The following is a 14,388-nucleotide window of genomic DNA, read 5'->3' on the forward strand; positions in this document are numbered from 1 at the left end:
CAGGTCTTGGAATGCGCGAACCGAATCGCTTTTTAAATTCTATGGATAGGTTGCATCAGACCAAAAATGGTGACAGCAATCTCCTGGCTAGACCACGTTATCCGGTCGATACGTTTCCGATAACTAACGAAGAAATTATTGGTTACATAGGTGATTAGCTTCTCATAATATCCAGGATGAATAATTTAGGCTTGTTGCTTTAGTCTGATTCTGGGTCCGGCAGCAACGAAGCGCTTTGACGCGAGACGCCTTTGCCGCGTCCCGGACGGTGCATTACGTGTGTAAGCAAAGAAGAATCTCTCTGTCCCTCTGCGCGAATCCGTCTACTAATTTTTGCGCCACCACTAAGTCCCTCTTGTATGCCTGCCTTCCATATGTCGCATCGTTACCTTTCCGCGTGCGCCATTATTGGAGCGTTGGCGGTGTTGATGCTTTTTTCCGTGCTGCACTTGGGTCTCCTTAAGAGCAATAACGACGCAGTGATCGAGTTCAATTATGCGCAAAGCTCATCGCCGGATCTTGTTTATCTGGCCGATCATCTGGGCTATTTCCAGGGAACGCATGCGAAGCCGCGATACATTTCGCCAGTAGGCGCCGTGCAGGTAGTACCGCTAGTCGCAAGCGGCGACTTGGATTTCGGCACGCGAATGGCGCCGCTCGAGGTTCTGGCGATTGCGGCCGGGGCTGATATTAAAATGATCGCTGATGCCACGCAATCAAGCCCGGAAGAATCGCACATGACTTATTTCGTGCGCCGGGAATCCTCAATCCGGACAGTTCAAGATCTGGAAGGCAAGACCGTGACGTTCGACGACGAAGGCAGTTGCGGCGTCCTTGCGATGCGCCATTACCTGCGCGAGCATGGCCTTTCCCCGTCGACGGTAAACTGGTTGCGCGTTCCCAACGACGGAGCCGCGCACGCGGTTGCGACTAACAGCGTTGATGTTGCAGTGGTGCATTTTCCGTATTCCGTATCGGCGTTGATTGATTCGCGTCTGCGTCTGCTTTGGACCGACTGGGACGTTGACGGCGGGCTCAGCACCTCCGCGCCATACATCGTGAATGGTAAGTTCTCGCGCGCGCATCCACTCGCTGTGCGTGACTTCATTGGCGCTTTGGCGAAGGCGGCGGCTTGGAGCCGTAACCATCCGGATGACGCGCGCCGGTGGGCCGCTGAGCGGCTTGGCGTCGACTCTGAGGCAGTGCGGCCAGCGAACTATAGGGCAAACCTGGCGATCGATGAGGCACCCCTGCAGTACTACCTGAATGTGCTGCGAGAGGACGGACGTATCTCGACCGCCGGATTACGGGTCACGGATCTGTACACGAACGCCTTTAACCCTCTGCTTGGCCACGCGAAGAGCCCTGCACCACCTCACGGTTCGCACGGTCATGCTTGAGCGGACACACACTTGGGCGCTTTGCGCAATGTTGGTCGCGGGCTTTTTCGCCGCGTCGCTTGGCGCGATGCAGGGCGAGCGATGGCACGCCCCTGACAGGGCGAATCAAGCGTTTGTGCCTTTCGCCGCTGCGCAAGCGCGCCGTCTGCTTATCGTGGCGGTGGCCGGGCGTCCCGCGCCGCGACTCGCGATCGGACGCGTCGATCCGCAGGCGCGAGTTCCCGATATTACCGCCGCTGATTTGGCTTCGGACCTCGGTCGTCGCCTGGGCGTACCGGTGGAAATGATACCGGCCACCCCGGAGATTGCGCGTGATGCGCTGCGTGCGGGTTCGGTGGACGTTGCAATCGCAAATTTGCACTACGAGCGTGATTCGTCGATCGCCTACGTACCCACGGCTTACGGCGGGCGTAGCGGTAGCGCGCTAGTGCTGCGCAAAGGGGGCTTGAATGGATGGACCAGTTTGCGCGGCAAGCCCGTATGCGTAACCGACGGCAGCCCCTACGCGCGAACGCTGCGCACGAGGGAAAAGGCCGTTATCGTAAGCTTCGCCGCGGCGACCGAAGCGTTATTCGCGTTTGAGCGAGGCGACTGTAGTGCGGTTGTTGACGATGAGGAGACGCTCGCGGCGGTCCTGAAGCTGCCGCAATGGCGGTACTACACTGCGCTCCCCGAACTTGCCAGCGATCCAGTGTTTATCGCCTTTCCTAAAAGAGAGGGTGCCTCCGAAGGAAACGACGCCACGCTCGCGTGGCTTGATCGTGCGGTCCGCGCCTGGCGGCGCGAAAAACTGCCCGAGCACTCGCGCAAGAAAGTAGCGGATCTTATCGGCTTCGACGTCGCACTGGAGCAGAGCGATGTCAACTGTCATTGACCGAGTGTGGCGAACGAGCTTGGGCGCCACAAAAAAGGTATGCGACCCACTTGAATGCGCGGCTGGCTCTAAAAAGAGCCAGCGTTTGCCAGGCATCACCTCGCTTGCAATGAATCATTCACAACGGGTAGGGATATGAACATGGAAGCATTGGATCAAACCAAAAATGAGCTGGCCGCGCAGCCCAATCCCGATGACCGGCGTCGTCGACTTCTAAAGGCAGCGGCGGCTTTGACATTAGCCGCGCCGTTTGTCTCCGTAAAGCGCGCGTGGAGCGCTGCACCGGGCGACGTGCCGGCCTCGACACAAGTGCCGAGCGGAAGTCCAAAGGCGCTAAAACTGGCCTGGAGCGCCACGGCCATCTGCACGGTGCCAGTGCCGGTGGCGCTCAAAAAGGGCTTCTTCCAGAAATACAACCTTGACGTGGATTTCGTGAACTTCGCGGGTTCAACGGATCAGTTGCTCGAAGCAATTGCTTCCGGCAAGGCAGACGGCGGTGTAGGGATGGCCTTACGATGGCTGAAACCCCTGGAACAGGGTTTTGACGTGAAAATCACTACTGGCCTTCATGGCGGCTGCATGCGCTTGCTCGCACTGAAGGACAGCGGTGTGACAGGTCTTGCGAACCTCAAGGGTAAGGCGGTGGGCGTAAGCGATATGGCCAGCCCCAGCAAGAATTTCTTTTCCATTTTATTTGCGCGACAGGGCATCGATCCGACGGACGACATAACCTGGCGCACTTATCCAGCCGATCTGCTCGGTCAGGCGCTGAAGAAAGGAGAAGTTCAAGCTGTCGCCGACAACGATCCGGCGATCTGGCTGGTGCGCAAGAACTTCGATCTTGTCGAAATCGCTTCAAATCTGACGGGCGATTACGCGAACCGTTCGTGCTGCGTACTCGCAGTGCGCGGAAACTTGGTGCGCAAGGATCGCGCGACTGCGGCAGCGCTGACTCAAGCGGTGCTAGAAGCGTCAGAGTGGACCGCCAACAATCCGGACGAGGCCGCGACAATTTTCGCGTCTTATTCACCAAAGATTCCAGTCACAGATCTGGCAGCGATGCTGAGAAGCCATACGCATCACCATCATCCGGCAAACCAAGCGCTGGAGCGCGAACTTCAGGCTTACACCGACGACCTGAAGCTCGTACACGTCATCAATCAGAGCACCGATTCGCAGAAATTTGCAGCAAAAATCTACGCCGATTTGCTCGCCTGAACGCTTATCTGACTATCCAATCGAGGTCGACCTCCTCGGTCGCCGCTTGCGCGATCGAGGCATAGGGAACGCACGCGGTGGTAAGAATGTGGTGAATCAGGTTACTGGGCGGCTGGGCGGAGATACCGTTGAATTGGAGAGAAGCAGGGAAGAGCAAAATGGAGTTCCCAACGAAAGCATGCGGCTATACGAACGTGGCGAGCAGCGAAGGTCGTCGAATGGGAATCGATATGAAAATTTCTACGTACACGTCCACGTGTCAATTCGTTATCCTGCATACATCTCCTCCGTGATTTGAGCAAAGTCATGGACTCGAGCCTTCGTTTCCGGGTGTGCGAAGGCTCTTTTTTTATCAAGGTGCAACGTGAACACGCCCGCATGTTGGGTGATACGTTCGGCGAGCACAGTGGGTCATCCCGTCGACAACTTCATACCAACCCGGCGTGCTGCCATGGCGTAGCCAATACGGTTAAGCGGTTCGACGGGGTGAGTGGCGCGGGCGCGATCCAGGTACAGTCGAAGGACATCGTCCTGACCAGACTTCATGGCGGCGTCAACAAACAACTGCTCGAAGACATCCCGTTGGGCGTGGCTACCGCCAAGGCGCTGCAACCTGTGAAGCGCCGGGCGCATCGCTTGGACACTTGCCAAGTACTCTTGCCGTCCGTGAAACAACACGGCACGACTCACCGGCAAGGCCACGTCCTTGATAATCTGCTGGCGCTCGCCGCGCTGCAGTGATCCGGCGTCGTTAATCCCCTGCAACAAACGCTCAGCCGCTTGCCAGCGCTCTGCACCAACTAGCACCATCATCCAGTGCGGGAGCGTCAGGGTCGCTAGCGTGTCGCCAATTCGCGCTTCGGCCAGATCCGCGAGTTCATCCCATCGGTTGCCCGCGGTTATGCCATGGAGCTGGAGCCGGAACAACATCGATGTTGCGTTGAGCACATCGTTATAAAGGTCCGGAACTGCTTTGAGCAGCGGCGAGGAGATGTCTCGAAAACGTTGATCGTAGAGGTCAAGAACCTGGTCGAATTCGCGCCGTTCGTGATGAAACATTGCACGATGCCACCACAAGTGATGCTTGAAGTTGTTCGCGGTTTCCCAGTGCGGTTCGAGCTGGTTCAGGAACGCAATACCTTCCTCACGCCGCCCTTGCATCTCCATCACGTGGGTCAGCGCATGCGTCGCCCATAGATTGCCCGGGTCCGCCTCGATCGCTGACCAACCGGCTTTCTCAGCAGCATCGTATTGACCGCACTCTTCGAGGGCAAACGCTTGGCAAGCCAGCAACGTTGAATAGCCGGGACGCTGGTTGCTCCAGGACGGCATGATCTTAGTGATTTCATGCAACATGCGTTGTGGAAGCCCGTACCAGAACGCGGTGTTGTGGTGAACGCGCAAAGCGAGCAGATCGCGTGGATAAGCGGCAAGAATCTCTTCCCAGACTGAGAGTGCACGATCAAGGTCACCATCGATCCAGTGCGCCAGTGCTGCCACATGAGAACGCTCGCGGTGCGTCGCATGAACGGCGCACTTTTCTGCCTTTGCAAGCGCCTGCCGAGCGGTGTGGAGTTGCAGCGCATTGAGCGGCATCATCGCGAAATAGCCGGCCAGCACGTGCGCCATCGCGAACCCGGGGTCTTCAGCGAGCAGCGTTGCAAGACGCGCACCAAGGTCGGCTTTGTAGTAAAGGTATCCATCGATGGCGAAACGATACGCGGCGCCCGCTTCGTTACCCTCGTTTGTGGAGAGGATGAGCCCTTGCGCATCGTATGCCATGCAGTCTCCTTACGCGCCTTTACCCCTCAGCGGCCAAGCACGGGAATTCAGGTCAAGTGTTTGCGGATGGTTGGACCTCGCGAAGGCATCTTCGGTCGAACCTGACCCGATCATCGTGCCCGCTTGGTAATTCAATCTCATAAGAAATTGACGCAAGACGCAGATCATTCTCTGCAAACAGCATGCCATTGCTTCTTTGGCAACTGGCTCAGTACGTGGATGACTTCGTCTTAGTTTTTATTCTACATAAATATAACGGTCGACAGTGCCATGGACTGCAGTAGCCATGCGAGATAGCACATGGTCCACAAGGCGTTTGGAGGCCAGCAGCCGGTCGCTGACCGTGGGCAGCTTGGTTTTGGCAAGCCGCGAAACCCAACAGCGCCGCTTTGCCCATCCCGATAATTCTGCGCTTCGCTCCCGTCAGTCACACGGTTGTTGCGACTTCACTGTCTCTTCCGGTTAGCTGTTACTTTAGTGAAACGGACGCCCGCAACGTGATTCGCTTGCCTATTAATATCTTTTATACTTGGTTTGCAAGAGCAACGACATTGGCTACGATGAATTCGCACTGGTGGGCACCAGTTTTAAATAGATGTCGGTCGGTAGACCGTCGATCAATGAACCGTGTTTCTCGAAGAATTTATTGCGGCTATCTTTTGCATGCGCCAACCACTAGACAAGCAACTGAAAGAGGCAACTGATAACAGTCGCCTGCGCCGTGCTTTCGCTGCGCGACTTGATATGACAATGAAGCGCGCCAAGCTGACGTCCGCGCGTCTTGCCCGAACCCTGCGTATCCCCGAACGCGACATCAGTCTCTGGCGTGCAGGGATAGTGGTGCCTGGCCGCATTGATTGCCAACGAATTTCTTCAATTCTCGGTATCGACGTTATCTGGCTTTGCAGCGGCTAAGCGGTACCACTCAGATTGGTGGAACTCAAGTACATATAAGGCTGCAGCAGATTAGTAATATTGATAATTTACGACCACAAGATTAAATCTTCACCCAGACTACATATGGATTGCAATGCCGGTAGTGCCGGACATCCATTGGAGCGAATGCACTGCAACGATTAATCAGGAGCCGAGGCATCTTGCACGCCGGCCCAAGGAAACGATCGCAGGTGTTCGCCAAGCTTTGGGGCTTGTTGATGACGAACGTGTCGAAATGACGTAAGGATCGCTCGGCAAACAGGATTCGCGGCCTCGCGAGCACCCATGTCGTGGATATTGATACCGTAAGGAACTGAGGGTGGGAAATTTCATATCGATGCGCGCAAGAGACGGCGGCGAGTTCCATGGGTATCTGGCTTTGCCAACATCGACCGAGTCTAACGGGCGTGGGCTCGTTATATTGCCCGAGGTCTACAACGTCAATTCGTGGCTTAGGAGCGTCGTCAAGGATTACGCGCACGAAGGTTATGCCGTGCTTTCCCCTGATGTCTTCTGGCGTCAAGAGCCGGATATTCATCTCGGTTACGATCAGCCTGAGCGAGCCCGGTCGCGCGGAGACGCGCTGGATGTTGACCGCGTCGTGGAGGATGTCGGCGTTGCCGCCGCTTATTTGCGAAAATTGCTTGGGAGCCATGTGCCGGTTGGCGTGATCGGCTTTTGTCTGGGCGGCCGTTTAGCGGCTCTGGCAGGTGTCAGGGAACAGGTTCAAGCGGTTTCCTGCTACTACGGAGTACGGCTCGAAGACCATGCGAGAGAACTCGCGCGACTCGCTGTACCCGCCGCTTTTCACTTCGGTGAAACCGACCCATGGGTGCCCTTGGCCACAGTTGAGACGGTTCATCGCGCTATTGAACCGTTGCCCGATGCCAAGGTATTTGTGTACTCGAACGTGGGACATGGCTTCGCTCGTTCTGGGTATCAACCCTACGATGCCGCTGCCGATCGACTTGCGAAGCAAAGGACTCGAGAATTGTTCGACCGCGCATTGCGCGGCTAATAAGTCGGCCTTGAACAATCGCCAAAGCCTTTACTGACGGGCGTTTAAGGGCGAAACCGGATTGCTGGAATTGCAGGAGACGGGCATATTAATGCACGAAACCCTGCAAATTCTGGCGAGGTCCGAATGGGTCCGAAAGCACGTGTGACAGAGCGAGATTTCTTCCGCCAACCGCTGCTTGAGCAGATCAATTTGAAGCATCCCTTGGTGCGCTTGGCCGGCTTGATCGATTGGGAGCGACTAGGCACAGCGATGAGTGAGAGCTTCGTGTCCAGTGCCGGACGACCCGCGACATCACCGCGCTTGATCGCGGGCCTGCTCTATCTGCAACACGCATTTGACCTGTCTGATGAGGACGTCGTGTGGCAATGGGTCGAGAACCCCTATTGGCAAGTCTTCACTGGCGAGACGTTCCTGCAAACCGAGCCGCCGATCGATCCTTCGAGCTTGACACGCTGGCGCAAGCGCCTTGGTGAAGCAGGTGTTGAAGAACTGTTGGCGGCGACGATCGAAGCGGCCAAACGTGCAGGCGTGATCAAAGCGTCGAGCGTGAAGCGCGTGATCGTCGACACGACGGTGATGCCCAAGGCAATTGCCCATCCAACCGATTCACGCTTGCTCGAGCGGTGCCGTGAACATCTGGTCAAAGCCGCCGCGCGCCACGGACTCAAGCTCAGACAGAACTACAACCGCGAGGCGCCACGCCTGGCACTGCAAATTGGCCGCTACGCGCACGCCAAGCAGTACAAGCGCATGAGAAAGACGTTGCGTACGCTGCGCTCGCGTGTGGGCCGGGTGATGCGCGATGTCGAACGGCAAGTCGACCGAGCGTCGGACTCGGGTCGCACTGCGCTGCTGGAACTGATTGCCCGTACGAAGCGGATTCTGTCGCAGAAGCCCAAGGACAAGAACAAGCTGTACGCGCTGCACGCACCGGAAGTCGAGTGCCTGGCCAAAGGAAAGGTTCGCATACCATATGAATTTGGCGTGAAGGTATCGATCACAACGACTCACAAGGAAGGGCTGGTAGTCGGCGCGCGCTCAATGCCCGGCAATCCGTACGATGGGCACACGCTGGCTGAGGCTTTGGAGCAGGCGGCAATCCTTAGCGATGTCAGTCCGGAAGTGGCGATTGTGGATCGGGGTTACAAGGGCGTCGCGCTCGACGGCGTAAAGATTTACCACCCTGGTTTGAGGCGTGGCATCACGCGTGGGCTACGGGCGATGATCCGGCGGCGTAGCGCGATCGAGCCGGCCATCGGTCACATGAAAGCGGATGGCAAACTCGATCGTAATTGGCTCAAAGGCGCGTTGGGCGATGCGATGCACGCGGTACTGTGCGGTGCCGGCCACAACCCGCGCATGATCCTCAGGACGCTGCGGTTTTTTTACGCCCTTATGCTGGCCTTGTTGTTGAACACACTCGCTTGCAAGTCCCTATCGTGACTCAACTCGCAGCGAGCAAAATCAATTGTTCAGGGCCGACTAATAAGTCAAGCGCGGCGAGGAGCTGAGGCGCCGATAACACCCATCGGCCGCAAGCATGATCCGGGCAACCAGGCGCTTGATCCGGAAGTGGCTTCTCGTCGAGGCGAAATCCGATCTTGAGCGTGACTTTTCCGGTGCGCTACTTTTCCTTCCTCGACACGGCCGGAAGTTTCAGTTATCTGACCACAGCGGGGAGATACGCTATTCCCGGATCTGTAGCGCTCTGCCGGTCACAGTGGTCAGCCATCCTCTCAGTGTTGAGGCGCACCGTCCCAGGCGGGCAGCGTCGCGCCGTGATAAACGCTCAAGATTTCGGCAGCCACGTTCGCCTGCTGATAGCTGTCGACGAGCGTCTTGACCCATGGCGCATGCGCGTCCTTCTCATTGACTGCAATGAAGTTTCGATACGGATTGCCTGTCACCTTTTCTTGCGCGATGCGCTCCTGGGGAATCTGGATGCCCGCCTTGATGGCCCAGTCCGTATTGACTACAGCAGCATCGAGGTCACCGATCGCGCGGCCTACGATGCCTGCGTCGAGCTCCTTGATCTGCACATGTTTCGGATTGTTGGCGATATCACGCGCAGTGGGAAGCAGTCCGACCCCGGAGCGCAGCGTAATAAGCCCGTTCGCTTGCAGCAGCAATAGTGCGCGTCCTTCGTTGCTGGGATCGTTGGGCACACCGATCGTCGCGTTTTGCGGTAGCGCGTCGATAGATTTTACTTTCCGAGAGTACACGCCGATCGGCTGAACATAAGTGAAACCAACCGGTACGATGGTGTAGTGGCGGGCCTGAATCTGCGCGTCGAGATAGGGTTTGTGCTGGAACGAGTTGGCATCAAGGTCGTGTTGAGCGAGTGCTTCATTCGGCTGCGTGTAGTCGGAAAAAGTCGTGACCTTGATCGTAAGGCCATGCTTTGCCGCATTGGCGGCCACCGTGCGCCAGACATCTTCGTCCTCGCCAGACATGATTCCGACCCGAAGTGCCTGATCGGCCGCCTGCGCCTGCTGGATGTTCACCATGGTAGATGCGAATAGTGTCGCGATGAATGCGAATTTCCAAAGTATTTTCATTTTTTACGTATTCGAACAGGTTGGTTTGCAGAAGACAGAATGTTAGGGATGAAGCGAGGATGCGACAAATAAGATCGAGCGCTAACGATATCGTGGAGCTCGCGGCCTCATTTGTGCATCACAAATCGACGCCAGTATTAACTGACCGAGAAAGGCATGCATCATTGATAGCTTTTGACCAAACGGGCCCGGCGATACAAATTCGCCCCTGAGTGATCATTTGAAGACGCTGAACTCGGCGTAACCAAGAATTGAATGTTAGATCGCGCAGTCGCCGAAGACGCAGGACGTAGCGGACGTGCAGAAGATTATCCACGATCAGGCGCTGTGGATTCCGCTCGGTTATCCGACGGCAGCAACGGTCACGCGCACCAACTCGGTGGACGCCCCGTAAGCCCGTTTGGGCGCCAGGACATCGCGACGGTGGATCTCCAATAGGAGAGCTCAGCCGTCGGATTTCAGTATCTAATCACCTTCTCTTGATGGATTCGAGTAACCACGCTGCGAGCCGTTGTGCGCCATCGGGTAGATCTGTGTCGACTCGACTGCACAGATAGTAGTGGCGTCCATCGTCGAGTTCCTGGTCAAACAGCTTTACTAGTTCACCAGAAGCCAGTTCGCGAGCGATTAACGGCGCGCGCAAGAGTGCTGCACCGAGGTTCGCCTGTGTCGCATTGAGTGTCAACTGTCCATCCTCGAACAGGGGCCCAACGGTGCGCGTGATATGCCGAACTCCCGCACTCTGCAACCAGTTAATCCAGGTACTTCGATCCTCGTCATGCACGAGCGGTACCGGTGCGAGATCAGCGGGCTTCCTGAATGGCCCGTGACGGCGCCGGAACGTGGCACTGCATACCGGCACGACAGCACCTGACATTAGCCGTGTGCTGGTGTATCCGGGCCAGTCACCGGTACCGAAGCGGATCGACAGGTCCGCTGCGTCGCTTCGATAGTTGCGGTGGTTGGCATATAAGACGGTGACGTCAACGTCTTCGTTCGCGGAGAGGAAGGTCTGCAGCCGGGGGATGAACCATCCCATGCCAAAAAGAGGGATCAGGCTGATCGTGATCTGACGTCGGGACGTGCGATCCCGCACGAAGCCCGTCGCACTGCGGAGAACAGAAAAAGCCGTGCTAATTGACCGGTAGTAGTCGCGCCCCTCGTCCGTCAGCCTGAGCGTACGCCCTTGGCGTGCGGAGAGTGGCGTCTGGACGAAAGTCTCCAGCAACTGCAACTGATGGCTGACCGCGGAAGGGGTGATGTCGAGCTCAGCGGCCGCTGCCGTTACGGAGCCGTGGCGGGCGAAAGCCTCGAAGGCACGAACCGCACGCAATGGCGGATCATTGACTAATCGTTCGATATTTTTCATGTGTGGAATTATATCGAAGAATACAAAATCCGGATTATCTCCGTAGCCCCTTTATTTAAGGAACTTTTACGGATAAACACGGGTTCCGTATATCGATTCAACAATTGGATATTTGGATGGTTGATTTGCAACTGAATAATATTTCTCATCTTATCGATTCCTTATTTCATCCAACGAACACTACTTTTTGTGCGACCTTTCCCATGAAAAAAATTGTCTCTCCACTCCTGGTCGCGCTGGCGGCCATTTCCTTGCTGGGCCTAACGGGCGTTGCCCAGGCGCAGAACGAACAGGTCGTGCTGATCGGGCTGGCCGGACCGCTCACGGGTCCGTCAGCGCGAACCGGCAAGGATCTGCAAAACGGTGCACAACTTGCGCTCGACGAGGCTAACAAGAAACATCCCGTGCTCGGAGGAAAGCCGGTCATATACAAGCTGGTTTCCGTTGATGATCAAGCGGATCCTCGCACAGCCGTAACGGTCGCGCAGCAACTGGTGGATCAGCACGTGACCGGTGTAGTGGGGCACTGGAACACCGGATGCAGTGTGCCGGCTTCACGGATCTATCACGATGCCGGCATTGCGCAGATCGCACCGGTCTCGACCGGACATCAATACACGCAGCAAGGCTACGACACGGCGTTTCGGATCATCGGCCATGACGACATCGGCGGTGCATACACGGGTGCGTATGCGGTCAAGACCCTGAAAGCGAAGCGCATTGCGGTGATCGACGACCGTACGGCGTTCGGGGCCGGCCTCGCGACGCAGTTCATCAAAGGCGTGGAAAGTAATGGTGGAACGGTCGTGGATCATCAGTACATTGACGACAAGACAACGGATTTCAGTGGCGTTCTGACCGAGATCAAGTCGAAACACGTTGACCTGATTTTCCTCGGCGGCGTCGATGTAGAGGCTGCGCCCCTTGTGCGTCGCATGCACCAGTTGCAGATCAAGGCAGGATTGCTCGGCGCGGGCGGCTTTGTGAGCCAGACTTTCCTGAAGTTGGCAGGGCCTGACGGGGAGGGCGTGACCGCGCTGGATCCGGGCCGGCCGCTTCTTGGCATGCCCGGCGGACGGGCATTTGACGAGCAATACCGCGCGCGTTATCACGAGCCGATCGAACTGTATGCCCCGTTCGCTTATGACGCCGCCGCGACGCTGATTGCAGCCACCCAGCAAGCCGACTCGATTGATCCGGCGAAGCTCGTAACCGTGCTTCATTCGATCAGTCGTCCTGGCGTGACCGGTACGATCGCATTCGATGCGCAAGGCAATCTGAAAGATCCCGCCTACACCATTTACCAGGTACGCGATGGCAAGTGGGCCGTGGTTGATGTACTCGGCGGTACCGATCAGACTGCGGCCAAGTAAAACCGAAGGGCTGCGGGAGGAGTTGGAATGAGTGACGAATTGCCAGAATCATCAAGGGTACTGTCTGATCGCACGGGCATTCTGGAACAACGCCGAATTGAAGCCGAGATCATCAAGCCGATCTACGAAATCCTGAAGCGCGATTTCGGCATCGAGCGGGCGCAGGCGGTGATTGGCGAAGCGGTGCGTGGCGCGGCTGTGGAAACCGGCAGGCGATTCGCCGCTCAGGAGCCAGGCGGCACCAGCGTGGCGTCGTTCGTGGCGTTGCAGGCTTTATGGGAAAAGGACGACGCTCTGGATGTCGACGTGCTGCAGGTGGATGCCGAGCACTACGACTATAACGTGAAGCGCTGCAGCTACGCCGAGATGTACCACGCGATGGGCCTGGGCGAGATCGGTCATTTGCTGAGCTGTGCGCGCGATAGTCATTTTATTATCGGATACGACGCTCGCATTCATCTCACGCGGACCACTACGATCATGCAGGGTGGGGGACGATGTGACTTCAGATATCGTCTCGTGGACAAAACAGCGGGAGACGAACCCCATGAGTGATGCGATCAACGAGGCAAGCGCACTGCGGATAAATGGTGCGAGGCTGTGGGACTCGCTCGATCGTATGGCCCAGATCGGCGCAACCCCGAAAGGTGGGGTCTGCCGGCTTGCACTTACCGAACTGGATCGCCATTCTCGCGATCTTTTTATCGATTGGGCACGAGCCGCAGGATGCGCGGTCCGAATCGACAGGATGGGAAATATTTTCGCGCGTCGGGCCGGACGCAATCCTGACGCCGCACCGGTTCTGACAGGCTCACACGCCGATTCGCAGCCCACCGGTGGGCGGTACGACGGCATTTATGGGGTACTCGGTGCGTTGGAAGTTGTGCGAACCCTGAATGATGCGGGGATCACTACGGAGCATCCCATCGACGTGGTCCTCTGGACCAATGAAGAAGGTTCACGGTTTGCACCGGCCATGATCGGTTCGGGTGTGTTCTCTGGCGTTTATCCGCTTGAATATGGGCTGTCACGCTCGGATGCGTCTGGCACGACCATCGCAGAGGCACTGCGGAGCATAGGGTACGACGGGACTGAAACCGTTGGCGGGATACAGGCGCACGCCGTCTACGAGCTGCATATCGAGCAGGGCGCGATCCTGGAGCACAACGGTCACACGATCGGCGTGGTGAGAGGAGGGCAAGGGCAGCGCTGGTATGAGGTGACGCTCAAGGGGACCGACGCTCACGCCGGCACCACGCCAATGAACATGCGCCGGGATTCGCTTGCTGGCGCGGCGCGTGTGATTTCCTTTGTAGAGCTACTTGGAAATCGTCATGCCCCACACGGCCGAGCGACGGTTGGCATGATCGAGGCACGGCCTAATTCACGCAACACGGTGCCGGGTGAGTGCTTTTTTACGGTCGAATTCCGACATCCCGATGCCGCTGTTCTGGACCAGATGGATGCGACGCTGCGTGACCAGGTTGCCAGAATTGCGAACGAGGCCGGACTGGAAAAACGGATCGACCAGATTTTTGATTACGCTCCGGTCGAGTTCGCACCGGAATGCATCAGTGCCGTGCGACGTGCGGCAACGATGCTTGAACTCGCACACGCCGATATTGTGTCGGGCGCCGGACATGATGCCTGCCATCTTGCGCGCGTCATGCCCACGGGGATGATTTTTGTTCCCTGCGTGGATGGGCTCAGTCATAACGAAGCTGAGGCAATTACACCGTATTGGGCCGAGTCTGGGGCGAACGTGTTGTTGCATGCCGTGCTGCAGAGTGCAGGACTCCCGACGTCCGACCTTCAATGATCCACTTGAATATCCGGTTCTGGGATCAGATCACTACA

At 57.1% G+C, this 14,388-nt stretch carries 12 protein-coding genes and 1 pseudogene; 10 read left to right on the plus strand and 3 right to left on the minus strand.

Annotation, left to right across the window (positions count from 1 at the left end):
* The first annotated feature begins 428 nt into the window (after positions 1 to 428).
* From ACSQ8V_RS08010 to ACSQ8V_RS08020, 3 genes are all read left to right on the plus strand, one after another.
* Entirely contained in the window at positions 429 to 1,400 is a 972-nt protein-coding gene (locus tag ACSQ8V_RS08010) for an ABC transporter substrate-binding protein (protein WP_436206615.1), read from the plus strand.
* A 28-nt stretch (positions 1,401 to 1,428) separates the two neighbouring features.
* Positions 1,429 to 2,274 carry a transporter substrate-binding domain-containing protein gene (locus ACSQ8V_RS08015; protein ID WP_436181520.1) on the plus strand — a complete coding sequence of 282 codons (846 nt, stop codon included), beginning with the start codon at positions 1,429 to 1,431 and terminating at the stop codon, positions 2,272 to 2,274.
* 141 nt (positions 2,275 to 2,415) lie between these two features.
* Complete coding sequence (locus tag ACSQ8V_RS08020) at positions 2,416 to 3,492, plus strand: ABC transporter substrate-binding protein (protein ID WP_436181521.1); 1,077 nt, start codon at positions 2,416 to 2,418, stop codon at positions 3,490 to 3,492.
* A gap of 411 nt (positions 3,493 to 3,903) precedes the next feature.
* Here the strand turns inward: ACSQ8V_RS08020 and ACSQ8V_RS08025 are convergent, their stop codons facing one another.
* On the minus strand, positions 3,904 to 5,274 hold the full coding sequence (locus tag ACSQ8V_RS08025) for a tetratricopeptide repeat protein (protein WP_436181522.1): 1,371 nt from the start codon (positions 5,272 to 5,274) through the stop codon (positions 3,904 to 3,906).
* Between the two features lie 627 nt (positions 5,275 to 5,901).
* Here ACSQ8V_RS08025 and ACSQ8V_RS08030 point away from each other — a divergent pair.
* The 3 genes from ACSQ8V_RS08030 (at position 5,902) to ACSQ8V_RS08040 (ending at position 8,674) form a co-directional block, all read left to right on the plus strand.
* A complete protein-coding gene (locus tag ACSQ8V_RS08030; protein ID WP_436181523.1) occupies positions 5,902 to 6,189 on the plus strand; it encodes an XRE family transcriptional regulator in 288 nt (95 codons plus the stop codon).
* Between the two features lie 340 nt (positions 6,190 to 6,529).
* The gene (locus ACSQ8V_RS08035; RefSeq protein WP_436205394.1) at positions 6,530 to 7,228 is read left to right on the plus strand and encodes a dienelactone hydrolase family protein; all 699 of its coding nucleotides are present in this window, start codon (positions 6,530 to 6,532) and stop codon (positions 7,226 to 7,228) included.
* Positions 7,229 to 7,354: 126 nt separating this feature from the next.
* Complete coding sequence (locus tag ACSQ8V_RS08040; protein WP_436205395.1) at positions 7,355 to 8,674, plus strand: IS5 family transposase; 1,320 nt, start codon at positions 7,355 to 7,357, stop codon at positions 8,672 to 8,674.
* Positions 8,675 to 8,967: 293 nt separating this feature from the next.
* Here ACSQ8V_RS08040 and ACSQ8V_RS08045 read toward each other — a convergent pair whose 3' ends face one another.
* Positions 8,968 to 9,738, minus strand: a complete 771-nt coding sequence (locus ACSQ8V_RS08045) for a MetQ/NlpA family lipoprotein (protein ID WP_436206616.1) — start codon at positions 9,736 to 9,738, stop codon at positions 8,968 to 8,970.
* Between the two features lie 319 nt (positions 9,739 to 10,057).
* Here ACSQ8V_RS08045 and ACSQ8V_RS08050 point away from each other — a divergent pair.
* A pseudogene (locus ACSQ8V_RS08050) lies at positions 10,058 to 10,227 on the plus strand (ABC transporter substrate-binding protein); the annotation flags it as partial.
* A gap of 31 nt (positions 10,228 to 10,258) precedes the next feature.
* Here the strand turns inward: ACSQ8V_RS08050 and ACSQ8V_RS08055 are convergent.
* Positions 10,259 to 11,158 (minus strand): LysR substrate-binding domain-containing protein, encoded by a 900-nt coding sequence (locus ACSQ8V_RS08055; RefSeq protein WP_436181525.1) that lies wholly within the window; start codon positions 11,156 to 11,158, stop codon positions 10,259 to 10,261.
* A gap of 203 nt (positions 11,159 to 11,361) precedes the next feature.
* Between ACSQ8V_RS08055 and ACSQ8V_RS08060 the strand changes: the two genes are divergently transcribed.
* From ACSQ8V_RS08060 to ACSQ8V_RS08070, 3 genes are read left to right on the plus strand one after another with little or no spacing between them, the layout of a single operon-like run.
* The gene (locus ACSQ8V_RS08060; protein WP_436181526.1) at positions 11,362 to 12,531 is read left to right on the plus strand and encodes a branched-chain amino acid ABC transporter substrate-binding protein; all 1,170 of its coding nucleotides are present in this window, start codon (positions 11,362 to 11,364) and stop codon (positions 12,529 to 12,531) included.
* A gap of 27 nt (positions 12,532 to 12,558) precedes the next feature.
* A complete protein-coding gene (locus ACSQ8V_RS08065) occupies positions 12,559 to 13,086 on the plus strand; it encodes an L-2-amino-thiazoline-4-carboxylic acid hydrolase (RefSeq protein ID WP_436181527.1) in 528 nt (175 codons plus the stop codon).
* Entirely contained in the window at positions 13,079 to 14,350 is a 1,272-nt protein-coding gene (locus ACSQ8V_RS08070; protein ID WP_436181528.1) for a Zn-dependent hydrolase, read from the plus strand. The genes ACSQ8V_RS08065 and ACSQ8V_RS08070 overlap by 8 nt, the downstream gene beginning before the upstream one ends.
* The last annotated feature ends 38 nt before the right edge of the window (positions 14,351 to 14,388 follow it).

This window comes from Caballeronia sp. LjRoot31 (assembly GCF_964253885.1).
Classification (GTDB): domain Bacteria; phylum Pseudomonadota; class Gammaproteobacteria; order Burkholderiales; family Burkholderiaceae; genus Caballeronia.